The following is a 14,397-nucleotide window of genomic DNA, read 5'->3' as shown; positions in this document are numbered from 1 at the left end:
GCCGGATCACGCACCCAGATCCGCCGACGCCACATGCTTCGGCTGGCTGTCCGTATCGGCATCGTCCTGATCGTGCGGAGCCGAGATGCCGGACTTCGGCGGCGTGATCGGCTTCGCGCCGTCGAGCGTCGCGTGGACGCGCTTGTTCGAATCGGTCGCGGCCGATGCCAGCACCTGCTTCGGAGCCGGCTGCGCCGGCGTCTGCGGCGCGTTGATCGGCACATTGCGGCCGCGGGCCACGTCGCGCAGGCGCGTGCGCTCCGCAAGCACCTTGGCGCCGTAGCCGCCGTCGTCCTGCGACGTCGAGCCGACGTAGTAGCGCAGACCGCCCGCCACCGAGCCGCCGCGCGCGATGCAGTCCTTCAGCACCAGCGCGCCGACCTTGATGTTCGCGAGCGGATCGAGCGCCGCATGCGAGCCGCCGAAGTACTGGAACTTGTCCGAATGCACCTTCGACATGACCTGCATCAGCCCCTGCGCGCCGACTCCGCTTTCCGCATACGGATTGAAGCCGGATTCGATAGCCATCACGGAGAGCAGCAGGAGCGGATCGAGCCCCACTTCGCGACCGGTGTCGAATGCGGCGCGCACGAGCTCGCTCACGGGTTCCTGGGCGACGCGGTAACGCCGCGCAATGAAGCTCGCCACGAGGTTCTGCTCACGGGAGGAGACGAGCACGCGATCGTCGCGCGCGTCGGCCACGACACGCTGCGACGGAATGGCGCTCGCGAGCGTGCCGACGGACGGCAGCGTGCGCGGGTCGAGCCCGTTCGGCGACACGGCGAGGCTGATGCCGCCGGTCAGTTCGCGGGTGCTGCTGTCGTCGGTGGCGGCGGAGCCGAGCACCTGCACGTCGGACGGCGCGCGTACTTCCTCTTCCTTCCGATGATTGACGGAGAACGGCGGCAGCGGCTGGCCGGCGAGCAGCCGCGCGGGACCGGCCTGCACGGCGGCGGACACGATCGGCATGATCTTGGCCGCGAACGTGCCGCGCCAGGAAGGCAGCAGCCAGAGCGCGAGCGCCGTCAATACGGCGGCGCAGCCAACCACGCTGAAAAGATAGTGACTCATGCGGGTCCCGCGACGCACGGCAACGCGCAGTCTTTGCGCGATGCGTGTATCGGGACGCCACGACAACCAAGCGTTCATCGGTGCTCCCTTGTTGCATGATTTGCGCTGATGAATGCCGCCTGACGGCAAACGAAAGCGAAAATCAGATACCGCTCGCTTCTTGGCAAGGCTTGAGCGGCATCGGGAAAACGGCATGCGCCGTCTGGGAAGCCGGCCCGGAACGTTACGTTCAAGGTAGCGCGCGGCAAGGATGGCATGCCGGTGCGCGCTGGAGGCTTCCACGCGAAAAACCGGCGGAGAAGAGCGCCGGCTCGGACAACTACAGCACGGAGTCGCCGGCAGAAGGTGCCGCCGACGCATCGTGTCTTGAAAAGACTTGACGCAGAGGTAAAAAGTTTCAAAACCTGCTGCTGATGTTGAGCGATTCTAGCAGGGTTAAATGATCCGTCAATGCTATACGCTGCTGTTTCAATTACTTACAGTTATAATGAACGCCGTTCAGCGTCCCGGATGCGCGTGCGCGCGCGCTTTTGTATCGGAATTCACTGAATGTCTGCGAACGCACGGACATCAACGCAGGTAAAATCGACAATCGCCTTGCGCGCAGCCAGCCGCGGGCCGCATCTTCCCGCTCATCGATGAAATTCGAAGGATGAAATACAAAGACCTGCGCGATTTCACCGCTCGCCTCGAAGCGCTCGGCGAACTGCGCCGCATCAGGCAGACCGTTTCCCCCGTCCTCGAAATGACCGAACTGTCCGACCGCGTGCTGCGTACGGGCGGCCCCGCGCTGCTGTTCGAGTCGCCGGCGGGCCATTCCATTCCCGTGCTCGCGAACCTGTTCGGCACGCCGCGCCGGGTGGCGCTCGGCATGGGCATCGAGTCGGACGCGCATGCCGCGAGCGACCCCGGCCTGCTCGGCGACCGCGCCGCCCTCGAGTCGCTGCGCAACGTCGGGCGGCTCCTGTCGGCGCTGAAGGAACCCGAGCCGCCGAAGGGACTGAAGGACGCGGGCAAGCTGCTCACGCTCGCGAAGGCCGTCTGGGACATGGCGCCGAAGACCGTGAGCGCGCCGCCGTGCCAGGAGATCGTGTGGGAGGGCAGCGACGTCGATCTCGCGAAACTGCCGATCCAGACCTGCTGGCCGGGCGACGCCGGCCCGCTGCTCACCTGGGGCCTCACCGTCACGCGCGGCCCGAACAAGACGCGCCAGAACCTCGGCATCTACCGGCAGCAGCTGATCGGCCGCAACAAGCTCATCATGCGATGGCTCGCGCATCGCGGCGGCGCGCTCGACTTTCGCGAGTTCGCGCTCGCCAATCCGGGCAAGCCGTATCCGGTGGCCGTCGTGCTCGGCGCCGATCCCGCCACCATCCTCGGCGCCGTGACGCCGGTGCCCGACACGCTGTCCGAATACCAGTTCGCGGGCCTGTTGCGCGGCGGCAGGACGGAGCTGGCGAAGTGCCTCACGCCGGGGGTCGATACGCTGCAGGTGCCCGCGCGCGCGGAGATCGTGCTCGAAGGGTTCATCCATCCGCAGACGGGCGCGCCGCAAGCCCCGCCCGCGGGCGCGCCGCCGCGGCCGTCGAAGGGTGCGCAGGCGAACTACGAGCACGCGCTCGAAGGCCCGTACGGCGACCACACCGGCTACTACAACGAGCAGGAGTGGTTTCCGGTCTTCACCGTCGAGAAGATCACGATGCGCCGCGACGCGCTCTACCATTCCACCTACACCGGCAAGCCGCCCGACGAGCCCGCCGTGCTCGGCGTCGCGCTGAACGAGGTGTTCGTGCCGCTTTTGCAGAAGCAGTTTTCCGAGATCACCGATTTCTATCTGCCGCCCGAAGGATGCAGCTACCGGATGGCGATCGTGCAGATCAAAAAGAGCTACCCGGGCCACGCGAAACGCGTGATGTTCGGCGTCTGGAGCTTTCTCAGGCAGTTCATGTATACGAAGTTCATCGTCGTCGTGGACGAGGACGTGAACGTGCGCGACTGGAAGGAAGTGATCTGGGCGATCACGACGCGCATCGATCCGTCGCGCGACACGGTGCTCGTCGACAACACGCCAATCGACTATCTCGATTTCGCGTCGCCGGTGGCGGGGCTTGGCTCGAAAATGGGGCTCGACGCCACCAACAAGTGGCCGGGCGAAACGGACCGCGAATGGGGCCGCCCGATCGTCATGGACGACGCGGTGAAACGGCGCGTCGATGCGCTATGGGACGAGATCGGCATGGAGAAGCGCACATGATCGCAGCGACCGTCTATCGGGGCGAATCCGTCGAGAATACGCACGCGGCGCATGTCGCGGTGGTCGACGAAACGGGGCGCCTCGTCGCGTCGTTCGGCAATCCGCATCGCGTCACGCTCGCCCGCTCGGCGGCGAAACCGGCGCAGGCGCTTGCCGTGCTGGAAACCGGCGCGCTCGAGCGCTTCGGCTTCGACGAAGCCGATCTCGCCCTCATGTGCGCGTCGCACAGCAGCGAGGAACGCCACATCGAGCGCACCCGCGCGATGCTCGCGAAAGCCGGCGCAAGCGAAGCCGACCTGCGCTGCGGCGGCCATCCGCCGATCTCGGAGGCGGTCTACAAGGACTGGATCAGGCGCGGCTTCACGCCGGGCCCGGCGTGCAGCAACTGCTCCGGCAAGCATGCGGGCATGCTCGCGGGGGCGCGCTCGATCGGCGCCGCGCTCGCGGACTATCACCTGCCGGAGCATCCATTGCAGGTGCGCGTGAAGCGCACGGTCGCGCGCGTGCTCGATCTTCCGGACGACGGCGTGCAATGGGCGATCGACGGCTGCAACCTGCCGACGCCCGCCTTCCCGCTCGATCGCCTCGCGCGGCTCTACGCGAAGCTCGCCGCCGCGCAGCCGGACACCTCGCCGCTCGCGCGCATCTATCGCGCGATGACGGCGCACCCCGAACTCGTCGCGGGCGAAGGACGGTTCTGCACGCAGCTGATGCAGGCCTTCGACGGCGCACTCGTCGGCAAGACGGGCGCGGACGCGAGCTACGCGATCGGCGTGCGGCGCCCGCAAGGCGTGCTCGGCATCGCGGCGAAGGTGGAGGACGGCAACACGGCCGTGCTCTATGCGATCGTCGCGGAACTGCTCGCGCAGTTCGATATCGGCAGCGAGGAACAGCGCCGCCGGCTCGACGCGTTCCGCCATCCGCCGATGCGCAACACGATGGGCGTCGAAACCGGACGCCTCGACGTTTCACTTCGGCTCGAACGCCATCAGTAAATAAAAGAAGGAAGTCACGCCGGATGCATTCGTGGTCGTTGTTGTCGGACGGATTTTTTCTGTCGCTGTCGCTGTGTCTCGACATCGGTATCGCCAACGTCGCGATCATTTCACTCGCGCTCTCGCACGGCTTCAAGCCGGGCCTCGTGCTCGGGCTCGGCACCTGTGTCGGCGACCTGCTGTATGCCGCGCTCGCGCTCGCGGGCATGTCGGCGCTGCTGCAGTTCAGCGCGGTGCGCTGGATCGTGTGGATCGGCGGCGCGATCGTGCTCTTGTTCCTGACCTGGAAGATGGCGCGCGAGGCGCTTTATCCCGCGTCCGCGCCGCCCGTCGAAGGTGAAGCGGATCTCGCGACGCCGCGCCCGGGCCACGCAAGGAGTTTCCTGCGCGGCGCGCTGCTGGCGGTTTCGTCGCCGAGCGCGATCTTGTGGTTCGCCGCCGTGGGCGGCGCGCTGATCGCGAAGGCGGGCGCGACGAGCCCGGTGAGCGCATCGGTGTTCCTGACCGGCTTTTTCTGCGGCGGGCTCGGCTGGACCCTCTTCATCTGCACGCTCGCGAGCCACGGCCGCAAGCGCGCGGGCACGACGCTCCTGCGCGCGTGCCACGTGCTCTCGGCGCTCCTTTTCGCGTATTTCTCGTACAGCGTGATCGTGAACGGCTATCGCGATCTGATCGTGAACGCCGCTTCCTGAACCGCGGTTACGAGACGAACTGGGCGAAGCGCGCCATATCGACGTTGCCGCCGCTCACGATCACGCCGACGCGCTTGCCTTCCACCGGCACCACCTTGTTGAGCACGGCAGCGGCGGCGAGACAGCCGGTCGGCTCGACGACCATCTTCATGCGCTCGGCGAAAAAGCGCATCGTGTCGATGAGCTGGGCGTCGCTGACGGTCACGATCTGCTCGACATGGCGCTGGATGATCGGAAAGTTGTATTCGCCGACGTGCGTCGACGCGGCGCCGTCGGCGATCGTGCGGGGCACCTCGATATGCACGATCTCGCCGCGCGCGAGCGACTGCTGGGCGTCGTTGCCCGCTTCCGGCTCGACGCCGATCACCTTGCACGACGGCGAGAGCGCCGCCGCCGCGAGCGCGCAGCCGCCGATCAGCCCGCCGCCGCCGAGACACACGAAGAGATAGTCGAGCGGACCCGTCTCGCCGAACAGTTCCTTCGCCGACGTGCCCTGCCCCGCGATCACATGCGGATGGTCGTACGGCGGAATCAGTGTCATGCCGCGCTCCTCGGCGAGCTTGCGGCCGAGTTCCTCGCGATTCTGCGTGTAGCGGTCATAGGTGATCACCTCGCCGCCGTAGCCGCGCGTGGCGGCGATCTTCGCGGCGGGCGCGTCCTCGGGCATCACGATGGTCGCGCGAATGCCCGCGATCTTCGCCGACAGCGCGATCGCCTGCGCGTGATTGCCCGACGAGTACGTGAGGACACCCGCGGCGCGCTGGCGCTCGTCGAAATGCGAGATCGCGTTGTACGCGCCGCGAAACTTGAAGGCGCCCATGCGCTGGAAGTTCTCGCACTTGAAGAAGAGCGTCGCGCCGGCGCGCTCGTCGGCGGTGCGCGAAGTCATGACGGGCGTGCGGTGCGCAGCGCCGGCGATGCGCTGGGCGGCATCGGCGACATCGGCATAGGTGGGGGCGGCGAGAGTGGGCATCGGAGACAAGGCGTGCGTTGGAGAACCGCCATTGTCCCAGCTTCCTGCCGGATGTGGAGAGACGGCGCCGCGGGCCAGGCCGCTCACCGAAACCGTCCTGCAAACAAAAAGCGGTGCAATCCGGCGTCTGCGCCGGCATTACACCGCTTTCTGAAGCAAATCGAGGCCGCGTTACCGGCGATAGTGTCCGTGTCCGTAATAGCCGTGGCCGTAGCCTCCGCCGTAGTAACCGCGTCCATAATAGCCGCGGCCCCAGTACGGGCGCCCGTAATAGACAGGCGCCGGCGCATAGACGACGGGCGGCGCATACACGACGGGCGGCGGCGGCGCGTAGACGACGGGCGGTGCGGCATAGACCGGATAGGCCGGCACCCCGATGCCGATGCCGACGGAGACATGCGCCTGCGCTGCCCCGGCGAACCCGACGCCGAGCGTTGCAGCGGTCAATAAGGGGATGATCTTTTTCACTTTGTTTTCTCCTCGCCGCCCGGCCAGTGCACGCGACTGACATGTTGCGACGGTATGGATTGAATTTAGCGAAAAAGGACCCCGCCCGCATCGGGCATTTGTTGCAAATTGCAATTGGCCTTACGTCGCCTGATGGCCGCCCGAACGGCGTCTGCCGGGCGGCAGGGCGCCGGAGCGCCGACGCTGCGATCGACTGACGGCATCCTGTGCGCCGCGCGTCGTTACCATCGAAAGGCTGGGTAATTTTTATTTACAAATCAGTTTAAAAAGCCCCGCGGAACACGAGGTTCGGCGGGGCTTCGACCGGCCTTGCCGGTCAGCACAGCGTGTTCGCTGCATCGATTGCTCTTCCCTGACAGGCGGTGACGGGAGGCGGCGCGTGGCGGCTCTTGGATGCGCTCACCCCACCTTGACATAGGCGAACTCGCGCGTCACGTTCGGCGGCACGTACGCCGACCCGACGACGACGCGCGGCGTCAGGCGCTTTTTCTGATCCCACCAGCGACGCCGCTGTGCCTGACTGAGAAAACGCAGATGCTTTCGGTAAGAAAAAATGCTCATGGCGACCTCCGAACGTAGCGAATGACAACCACAAAAGGAAACAAGCGACCCAATCGCACTGCAAAAACCGTTTCGACTGTCGTCGTGCCCGGTCGCGTGGCGCCTGACCGGCGACTTGCGCGATACTTTCGTCTTGCCTGAAAGCGCGACACGATTCTTGCCTGATTCTCCAAAACGGAGCAGAAAACATGCCATATTCAGAGACGCCCCGGCTCGGCTTCGTCGGCGCCGGACGGCTCGCACGCTGCGTGGCGCGCGTGTGGGCGCGCGCCGGCTATCCGGTGACCGCCATTGCCAGCCGGTCGGCCGGACCGGCCCGCGAACTCGCGGACCAGTTGCCCGGCTGTTTCGTCGCCGACACGCCCCGGCAAGTAGCGGAGCGCGCCGATATCGTCTTTTTGACAGTTCCCGATGACGAAATCGGTGCGGCTGCGAACGCTCTGCAAGTCGATTCGTCCGGAACGGGCGCGCGGGCCGTGGTTCATTGCAGCGGCGCGACGCCCGTCGATGTTCTCGCGCCGGTGCGCGCGCGTGGCGGCGACATCGGCGGCTTTCATCCTCTCTATCTTTTCGGCGGCCTCGACGGCGACCAGACGCGCATTCGAGGCTGCTCGGTCACGCTCGAAGCGGCGCCGCCGCTAATCGACACGCTCACCGCGCTCGCCCGCGCGCTCGGCTGCCACCCGCTTTCGATCCCCCCGGGAGGCCGCATGCTTTATCACGGCGCTGCCCACTATGCTGCCAGTTTTGCGCTCGCCGCGCTTTCCGAGACCGTCTCGCTTTGGCAACAACTAGGGTTTTCCGAGGACGACGCGCTGCGCGCCATCTTGCCGATGCTTGCCGGGACCATCGAAACCGCGCGCGAAAAAGGGCTGGCCGGCGCGCTGGCGGGACCGGTGTCGCGGGGCGACGCGGGGGTCGTCGACAAGCAGCTGGCGCTTTTTCGGAGCTTCGGCGGCGATCACGCGACGCTCTACGCGCTGATGACGCGGCGGGCAATCGGGCTTGCCCGCCGCCGTCCGGTGCCGCCCGCCGAGGCCGCGCTCGCCGCGATGGAACGATCGATCGAAAACGTGCTCGGCGACGCGAACCATGCGCCGCCGCACGCGGTCAATCGGGGCGCGGACGCGACGGCAGGCGTCCCCGGCGACAAGACTTCAGCACCGTTCGACAACGCGCCCAAGCAGCATTAAAGCCATGATAAGGTGACGACCGGCGCCCCGCCGTGAACCCACGGCGGGCGGGGAAATCAGGTTGCCGCGAAGCAAAAAAAGTCGCGTCGTTCGAGCGGACTGAATCATGCACGGTCCATCCGGCGAATGCGGCGGCCCTGGCATGGCATTCCAGCGAAGAGAACGAACAATGATCAAGGTCAGCATCCATTACCGGCATCGCGGGGGCGTCCGTTTCGGCGCGCGCCGCGCGCCGTTCACGGAACCCACGGAATTTCCCGGCGCGAGTCTCGTGTCGTTGCGCGCCGCACGGCGGGAAGATGCGCTCGCTGCACGGGCGGCCGATGGCGGCTCAGCGCCTCTGGCCCGCTCGGCCCGCTCAGGCGCCGAAGCGCCGCACGCCGCGCGATATCCGCTGGCCCGCGAGCGCTCGGGCGGCCGCACGCCGCCTCTCTGCGCGGCCGTCTGAGCGCCGCGGCCGGTTCGTCGTTTGATCCAAGTTCCAGTGACCAACGCGCGGCCTTACCCGCGCACGCCTTAAAAAAGGACCCGAGATGTTCGGCGATATCGCCCGTTTTCTGCTCAATACGCTTTTTACGCTGTTCGGCGCGGCGCTGCTCCTGCGCGCCTGGATGCAGGTTGTCCGCATGCCTCCGTACAACCCGGTGTCCAACGCGGTGATGCAGGCCACCAACTGGATCGTCCTGCCGCTGCGCAAGATCCTGCCGGCCGGGAAGATCGACTGGGCGAGCATTCTCGCCGCGTTCATCGCGTCGCTCGTCTACGTCGTGCTGATGGTCGTGCTCGCGGGCGTCGATCCGATGCTCATGGTGCCGATGCTGCTGCTCGTCGCCGTGCTCACCGTCATCAAGTGGGCGCTCAACCTGATCATCTGGATGACGATCCTGATGGCGCTGCTGTCGTGGCTCAACCCGCAATCGCCCGCGATGCCGCTGCTCTATCAGATCACCGCGCCGTTCCTCGATCCGCTGCGGCGCATCCTGCCGCGCCTGGGCGGCATCGATCTCTCGCCGATCCTGCTGTTCGTGATCGTGCAGGTGCTGCTGATGGTCGTGACCCGGGTCGCCGTGTCGATGACGCTTTTCGGTATCTGAGGCCGGGTCCCGGGACAACGCTGATCTGAATCCGGGCGCGCCCGGCGGCCGATGCGGCCCGATTGCGCAATCCGCTGGCTTGCGCTTACAATAGCCGGCTCACGCGGGCGTCGTATAATGGCTATTACCGTAGCTTCCCAAGCTACAGACGTGGGTTCGATTCCCATCGCCCGCTCCAGACATCGAACGAAAGCCGCCTCCCAGAAGGCGGCTTTTTGATTTTCAGCGGAGCACCGTGTGTTCGTCCGCTCGAACTACGGATTCAGGAGCCCGATTCACGAGCCCCGCCCGATGCACCAGCCTCGCGATCCACGAACCCCGATTCACGCCAGATCAAGCGCAACCCGTCACCGATGATTCACGATCCCCAAGACGACGCCAGCCACGCCGCCCCCGCGGACAACCCTGCCGATGCCCCCGCCGCAGACGACGCCACCGCCCTGCACCGCCGACGCATCCGCAGTTTCGTGACGCGCGCCGGCCGCGTCTCGACCGGCCAGCGCCGCGCGCTCGACGACCTCGGCCCGCGCTTCGTCGTGCCCTATTCGGCCGCGCTGCCCGACTTGGAAGGCATTTTCGGACGCAGTGCGCCGCGCGTGCTGGAGATCGGCTTCGGCATGGGCGGGACCACGGCGGAGATCGCCGGCACCAGGCCAGCCGACGATTTTCTCGGCGTCGAAGTGCACGAGCCGGGCGTGGGCGCGCTGCTCAAGCTGATCGGCGAGCAGAATCTCACCAATATCCGCATCATCCAGCACGACGCCGTCGAAGTGCTCGAGCACATGATCGCGCCGGACAGCCTGGACGGCGTGCACATCTACTTCCCGGACCCGTGGCACAAGGCGCGCCATCACAAGCGCCGGCTGATCCAGCCGAAATTCGTCGCGCTGCTGGTCTCCCGCCTGAAGCCGGGCGGCTACATCCATCTCGCGACCGACTGGCAGAACTACGCCGAGCAGATGCTCGAGGTGCTGTCGGCACAGCCCGCGCTTCAGAATATCGCCGACGGCTACGCGCCGCGTCCGGACTACCGCCCTGTCACGAAATTCGAGCGGCGCGGCATCCGGCTCGGGCACGGCGTATGGGACCTGCTGTTCAGGCGCCGTTAGGAAGCCACGCCAGGAACAGCCGCGAAATGCAAAACGCCACGGCATGCCGTGGCGTTTCTGCGTTCAGGCGGGCCGGATGCCGGCCGCCCGGGGCGCTGCCCCCTCTCACTCCGCCCAGCTCAGCCCGCCGCTGTATCCGACGATCAGAATCAGCAGCCCGAAGCCGATCCGGTACCACGCAAAAGCGGTGAAGTCGTGCGTCGCGACATAGCGCAGGAGCCAGCGCACGCACACGAACGCGCTCACGAACGCCGCCACCAGCCCGACCAGAAACAGGCCCACGTCGTGCACGGAAAGCGTGCGCCAGTACTTCGCCATTTCGTAGAGCGTCGCGCCGAAGATGACCGGGATCGCGAGAAAGAACGAAAACTCGGTCGCGACCCGGCGCTCGAGCCCGAACAGCATCCCGCCGATGATCGTCGCCCCCGAGCGCGACGTGCCCGGGATCAGCGCGAAACACTGCGCGAGCCCGACTTTCAGGGCGTCCGAGTAGGTCAGATCGTCGACCGAGGTCACGCTCGGCGCTACGCCGCGGTCGCGATGCCGCGCCTCGGCCCAGAGAATCACGACGCCGCCCACGATCAGCGCCACCGACACCGGCACCGGCGAGAACAGCACCGACTTGATCGCCTTCTCGAAGAGCAGCGCGAGCACGATTGCGGGAATTGTCGCGATGACGACGTTGGTCGCGAAGCGCCGGGCGCCCGCGTTCGCCGGCAGGCCCGTGACAACGGCGCCGATCTTCCTGCGGTACTCCCAGCAAATGGCGAGAATCGCGCCGAACTGGATCACAACGTCGAACGTTTTCGCTTGCGCGTCGCTGAAATTCAGCAGGCTCCCCGCGACGATCAGATGCCCTGTGCTCGAAACCGGCAAAAACTCGGTCAAGCCTTCCACGACGCCCAGAACGAGCGCCTTGCACAACAGAATCCAGTCCATCCGTCAGCCCTTGTTAGCTCTTTTGCCGTTGGTTTCGAGTACCGTACGTGCGTATTTCATCCTACTTTTCGAGAATCTGCACGCGTATGGCGTTTGTAAGGACCGTGATTGTACCGGGTTCATAATTCACGCCGGCGAATTGCAGCTGTTCGGGCTTGAAGGTGTAGATCGGATAGCGGTCGAGAAACTGGGTCGCGATGAGCGCGCCGGCCGCGTTGATCTGCTGGTTGTACTGGGCGGCCTCTCCCGTCACGCGCGAGTCGTCGACGGTCGGCGACAGCAGGATGACCGAGCGGCTCGCGGCGTCGTAGGCGAGCTGGCTCGAGAGCGTGAAGGCGCCGTTCACCGCGTTCGGCATGAACGGCGTGGTGAGCCGCGCGTCGAGCCGCACGGTCACGCGGTTGCGCTCCGGCGCCATGCCGACGAGCGGATTGGCGAGCACCACGTCGAAGATCTGCGAGGCCGTGCGCTGCAGCGGAAACTTGCGCGCGACCGCTTCCTGCACCTGCTGCCGGCTGAAATCGTAATGATCCGGGATGAACGGAAAAATCGATGCCGCACGGACGGACGGAACGAGGGCGAGCGCGCCGGCACCCGTCAGGCCGGCGAGCAGGAACCGGCGCCGTTTGGGCGCGACGGTCTGAGTCATGCGGAATTCCTCCATTCGAATGCAGTGTTGCCGATTCAGTTGCTGCATGAAACGCGTGGCTGAAACGCCTTCCTGAGACGCCTCGCGCCATGCAGCGGGTCTTTCGACCGCGCGCGCTCAGTCCGGTTGCGTGTCGATTTCCAGTTGCGCGAGCCAGACGAGCGCATGAGCACGCGTGTCGCCGCACATCGGCGCCGACGGCTGGAGGCCCGCGCAGCAGGCCGGCCGGCGCGGATCGCCGAAAATCATACAGCGCAGGTCGCCGCCGAGCTGCACGCAACGCACGCCCGCGGGCTTGCCGTCGGGCATGCCGGGAATCGGGCTCGTGATCGACGGCGCGATGCAGCACGCGCCGCAGCCTTCCCGGCAGGCGTGGGGCGATGGGGCGTCGGAAAGGGACATGGCGGCTCGAAGCGATGCGGACAATCATGTATTTTCCCATGCCGCGCTGCGGGCGCCGGCCGGACAGGCGCGCATGGCCTGCCGGCCCGGCACGCGCGGGCTGCCGGGCAGGAGCCGTTCCGCCGCTCGGGCAATCCCTGCGCGGGTCCGCGAGATGCGGCGTTCGGGCGCGTCCTTCGGGTGCGGCGTTATCACGCAATGAACGCGCCGCTCGCGCCGCTAGACTCGGCAGATCCGTCCAAGGCCCCGCGATGATGACTTCCGCCGACACCCCCGCCGACTCCCTTTTCCACCCCGATCTCCTCGACAGATACAGCGCCAACGGCCCGCGCTACACGTCGTACCCTACCGCGCTCCAGTTCACCGATCAGTTCGACCCCGAGCATTACCGTCATGCGGCGCGCAATCCGGCCGCTTCGCCGGGCGGCTTGTCGCTCTATTTCCACATCCCGTTTTGCGACACGGTCTGCTTCTACTGCGGCTGCAACAAGGTGGCGACGAAGAACCGCGCGCACGCCCGCCCCTACCTCGAGCGTCTCAAGCGCGAGATCGCCCTGCAGGCGGAGCTCTTCGACACCGCGCGCCCCGTCTCGCAACTGCACTGGGGCGGCGGCACGCCGACTTTCCTGTCGCACGCCGAAATGGCCGAGCTGATGGCGGCGACGCGCGAGCACTTCCGGCTGCTGCCCGACGAGCAGGCGGAATATTCGATCGAAGTCGATCCGCGCGAGGCGTCGGCGGAGACGATCGGCATATTGCGCGACATCGGCTTCAACCGGCTGAGCCTCGGCGTGCAGGACTTCGATCCGCGCGTGCAGCAGGCCGTCAACCGCATCCAGCCGCGCGCGATGACCGAAACCGTGATGAACGCGGCGCGCGACGAAGGCTTCCAGTCAGTCAGCGTCGACCTGATCTACGGGCTGCCGCATCAGAGCGTCGAGAGCTTCAGCCGCACGCTGGATGCGGTCGTCGAACTCGCGCCCGACCGGCTCTCGGTGTTCGGCTACGCGCACATGCCCTCCATGTTCAAGATGCAGCGCCAGATCGACGAAGCCGCGCTGCCCTCGCCCGCCGTGCGTCTCGCGATCCTGCGGCGTGTCATCGAGCGCCTGACGGGCGCGGGCTACGTGTATATCGGCATGGATCACTTCGCGCTGCCCGGCGACGAACTCGCGCTCGCGCAACAGGCCGGCACGCTACAGCGCAACTTCCAGGGCTACAGCACGCGTGCGGATTGCGATCTGATCGGGTTCGGGGCGTCGTCGATCGGCAAGGTCGGCGATGTCTATGCGCAGAACGCGCGCGACCTCGCGGGCTATGGCGCTGCGATCGACGGCGGGCGGCTCGCCATCACGCGCGGCGTGCGCCTCACGCGCGGCGACCGCCTGCGCCGCGACATCATCACGCGGCTGATGTGCCAGTTCGAGCTGCGTTTCGACGCGCTGGAAGCGGCGCACGGCATCGACTTTCGCACCGGATTCGCCGACGAGATCCGGCGCCTCGCGCCGCTCGAGGACGACGGCCTCGTCTCGATCGAGCGCGACGCGATCCGCGTGCGGCCCGCCGGACGCATGCTCGTGCGCAACGTCGCGATGATCTTCGACCGCTATCTCGCGCACGCCGGCCGCGAGCGGTTCTCGCGCACGATCTGACGAAGCGGCCGATCGCCCGGGGCGAGCGCCGGGCGATCAGCGTCCCCAGGGGCAATCGGCGCAGTTCGCGCGTCGCCCGGCGCGTGCAAGCAATCAGAAAGACCCCACCGGCCGGTATGCGGCACTGGCGCATTGCACCGACGCGCAAAACTTCCCCGCCGCGGCGCTCTCCCCCTCCGCGAACGCCCGTGCAGTATTTATTACTTCAGTGGCATAGAATGACAGCCACTCAGGGCGGGCGATGCCGCCGCCCGCTTTTCCACGTTGCCGGTGACAGCGCGCATCCTGCCTGCGCCGGCCGCGGTGGAGCGCACGCCCACGCACCGCCGCAAGACCACGCGCCAC

Annotated in this window: 15 protein-coding genes and 1 tRNA gene; 9 read left to right on the top strand and 7 right to left on the bottom strand. The window is 66.8% G+C overall.

Translation table 11 applies throughout. The features are described from left to right. Positions 1–6 precede the first annotated feature (6 nt). Positions 7–1,149, bottom strand: coding sequence for a transglycosylase SLT domain-containing protein (locus BG61_RS02800; protein ID WP_035926097.1), 1,143 nt, complete (start codon positions 1,147–1,149; stop codon positions 7–9). 574 nt (positions 1,150–1,723) lie between these two features. On the opposite strand from BG61_RS02800, the gene BG61_RS02795 reads away from it, so the two are divergent. Genes BG61_RS02795 through BG61_RS02785 form a run of 3 tightly spaced genes read left to right on the top strand, consistent with a single transcriptional unit; the run spans position 1,724 to position 5,012 of the window. Continuing rightward, positions 1,724–3,325 carry a UbiD family decarboxylase gene (locus tag BG61_RS02795; RefSeq protein WP_035926100.1) on the top strand — a complete coding sequence of 534 codons (1,602 nt, stop codon included), beginning with the start codon at positions 1,724–1,726 and terminating at the stop codon, positions 3,323–3,325. After that, positions 3,292–4,320, top strand: a complete 1,029-nt coding sequence (locus BG61_RS02790) for an asparaginase (protein ID WP_035926103.1) — start codon at positions 3,292–3,294, stop codon at positions 4,318–4,320. Before BG61_RS02795 ends, BG61_RS02790 begins: the two co-directional genes overlap by 34 nt. A 23-nt stretch (positions 4,321–4,343) precedes the next feature. Next, on the top strand, positions 4,344–5,012 hold the full coding sequence (locus tag BG61_RS02785) for a LysE family translocator (protein WP_035926107.1): 669 nt from the start codon (positions 4,344–4,346) through the stop codon (positions 5,010–5,012). Between the two features lie 7 nt (positions 5,013–5,019). On the opposite strand, the gene BG61_RS02780 is transcribed toward BG61_RS02785, so the two are convergent. The 3 genes from BG61_RS02780 to BG61_RS43185 all read right to left on the bottom strand — a co-directional run bounded on the left by BG61_RS02780 (position 5,020) and on the right by BG61_RS43185 (position 7,014). Beyond that, positions 5,020–5,985: a threo-3-hydroxy-L-aspartate ammonia-lyase gene (locus BG61_RS02780; protein WP_035926110.1), complete on the bottom strand. Its 966-nt coding sequence runs from the start codon at positions 5,983–5,985 to the stop codon at positions 5,020–5,022. Between the two features lie 171 nt (positions 5,986–6,156). Continuing rightward, positions 6,157–6,453: a hypothetical protein gene (locus BG61_RS02775; RefSeq protein ID WP_035926112.1), complete on the bottom strand. Its 297-nt coding sequence runs from the start codon at positions 6,451–6,453 to the stop codon at positions 6,157–6,159. 399 nt (positions 6,454–6,852) lie between these two features. Next, positions 6,853–7,014: a hypothetical protein gene (locus tag BG61_RS43185; protein ID WP_169743289.1), complete on the bottom strand. Its 162-nt coding sequence runs from the start codon at positions 7,012–7,014 to the stop codon at positions 6,853–6,855. Between the two features lie 188 nt (positions 7,015–7,202). Between BG61_RS43185 and BG61_RS02770 the strand changes: the two genes are divergently transcribed. From BG61_RS02770 to trmB, 5 genes are all read left to right on the top strand, one after another. Beyond that, the gene (locus BG61_RS02770; protein WP_063740951.1) at positions 7,203–8,207 is read left to right on the top strand and encodes a Rossmann-like and DUF2520 domain-containing protein; all 1,005 of its coding nucleotides are present in this window, start codon (positions 7,203–7,205) and stop codon (positions 8,205–8,207) included. A 169-nt stretch (positions 8,208–8,376) separates the two neighbouring features. Beyond that, positions 8,377–8,655: a hypothetical protein gene (locus BG61_RS02765; RefSeq protein ID WP_035926116.1), complete on the top strand. Its 279-nt coding sequence runs from the start codon at positions 8,377–8,379 to the stop codon at positions 8,653–8,655. An 85-nt stretch (positions 8,656–8,740) separates the two neighbouring features. Then, a complete protein-coding gene (locus tag BG61_RS02760) occupies positions 8,741–9,301 on the top strand; it encodes a YggT family protein (protein WP_035926118.1) in 561 nt (186 codons plus the stop codon). A gap of 103 nt (positions 9,302–9,404) precedes the next feature. Further along, positions 9,405–9,479 (top strand) — tRNA-Gly (locus BG61_RS02755). A gap of 175 nt (positions 9,480–9,654) precedes the next feature. After that, complete coding sequence (gene trmB, locus BG61_RS02750) at positions 9,655–10,410, top strand: tRNA (guanosine(46)-N7)-methyltransferase TrmB (RefSeq protein WP_035926121.1); 756 nt, start codon at positions 9,655–9,657, stop codon at positions 10,408–10,410. A gap of 105 nt (positions 10,411–10,515) precedes the next feature. On the opposite strand, the gene BG61_RS02745 is transcribed toward trmB, so the two are convergent. The 3 genes from BG61_RS02745 to BG61_RS02735 all read right to left on the bottom strand — a co-directional run bounded on the left by BG61_RS02745 (position 10,516) and on the right by BG61_RS02735 (position 12,400). Further along, complete coding sequence (locus BG61_RS02745; RefSeq protein ID WP_035926124.1) at positions 10,516–11,349, bottom strand: undecaprenyl-diphosphate phosphatase; 834 nt, start codon at positions 11,347–11,349, stop codon at positions 10,516–10,518. Between the two features lie 61 nt (positions 11,350–11,410). Further along, positions 11,411–11,998 (bottom strand): DUF1439 domain-containing protein, encoded by a 588-nt coding sequence (locus BG61_RS02740; RefSeq protein WP_035926662.1) that lies wholly within the window; start codon positions 11,996–11,998, stop codon positions 11,411–11,413. 117 nt (positions 11,999–12,115) lie between these two features. Further along, a complete protein-coding gene (locus BG61_RS02735; protein ID WP_035926126.1) occupies positions 12,116–12,400 on the bottom strand; it encodes a YkgJ family cysteine cluster protein in 285 nt (94 codons plus the stop codon). 251 nt (positions 12,401–12,651) lie between these two features. On the opposite strand from BG61_RS02735, the gene hemN reads away from it, so the two are divergent. After that, the gene (gene hemN / locus BG61_RS02730; RefSeq protein WP_035926129.1) at positions 12,652–14,052 is read left to right on the top strand and encodes an oxygen-independent coproporphyrinogen III oxidase; all 1,401 of its coding nucleotides are present in this window, start codon (positions 12,652–12,654) and stop codon (positions 14,050–14,052) included. Positions 14,053–14,397: the final 345 nt, after the last annotated feature.

Origin of the sequence: Caballeronia glathei (assembly GCF_000698595.1) — a bacterium.
GTDB classification, from domain to species: Bacteria; Pseudomonadota; Gammaproteobacteria; order Burkholderiales; family Burkholderiaceae; genus Caballeronia; species Caballeronia glathei.
This window is presented reverse-complemented; position numbering and strand designations above follow the sequence as displayed.

Bases quoted from the DNA above. Each gene is read 5' to 3' on its own strand.
- BG61_RS02800 (WP_035926097.1), bottom strand. From the start codon at position 1,149: ATGAACGCTTGGTTGTCGTGGCGTCCCGATACACGCATCGCGCAAAGA.
- BG61_RS02795 (WP_035926100.1), top strand. From the start codon at position 1,724: ATGAAATACAAAGACCTGCGCGATTTCACCGCTCGCCTCGAAGCGCTC.
- BG61_RS02790 (WP_035926103.1), top strand. From the start codon at position 3,292: ATGGGACGAGATCGGCATGGAGAAGCGCACATGATCGCAGCGACCGTC.
- BG61_RS02785 (WP_035926107.1), top strand. From the start codon at position 4,344: ATGCATTCGTGGTCGTTGTTGTCGGACGGATTTTTTCTGTCGCTGTCG.
- BG61_RS02780 (WP_035926110.1), bottom strand. From the start codon at position 5,985: ATGCCCACTCTCGCCGCCCCCACCTATGCCGATGTCGCCGATGCCGCC.
- BG61_RS43185 (WP_169743289.1), bottom strand. From the start codon at position 7,014: ATGAGCATTTTTTCTTACCGAAAGCATCTGCGTTTTCTCAGTCAGGCA.
- BG61_RS02770 (WP_063740951.1), top strand. From the start codon at position 7,203: ATGCCATATTCAGAGACGCCCCGGCTCGGCTTCGTCGGCGCCGGACGG.
- BG61_RS02765 (WP_035926116.1), top strand. From the start codon at position 8,377: ATGATCAAGGTCAGCATCCATTACCGGCATCGCGGGGGCGTCCGTTTC.
- BG61_RS02760 (WP_035926118.1), top strand. From the start codon at position 8,741: ATGTTCGGCGATATCGCCCGTTTTCTGCTCAATACGCTTTTTACGCTG.
- trmB (WP_035926121.1), top strand. From the start codon at position 9,655: ATGATTCACGATCCCCAAGACGACGCCAGCCACGCCGCCCCCGCGGAC.
- BG61_RS02745 (WP_035926124.1), bottom strand. From the start codon at position 11,349: ATGGACTGGATTCTGTTGTGCAAGGCGCTCGTTCTGGGCGTCGTGGAA.
- BG61_RS02740 (WP_035926662.1), bottom strand. From the start codon at position 11,998: ATGACTCAGACCGTCGCGCCCAAACGGCGCCGGTTCCTGCTCGCCGGC.
- BG61_RS02735 (WP_035926126.1), bottom strand. From the start codon at position 12,400: ATGTCCCTTTCCGACGCCCCATCGCCCCACGCCTGCCGGGAAGGCTGC.
- hemN (WP_035926129.1), top strand. From the start codon at position 12,652: ATGATGACTTCCGCCGACACCCCCGCCGACTCCCTTTTCCACCCCGAT.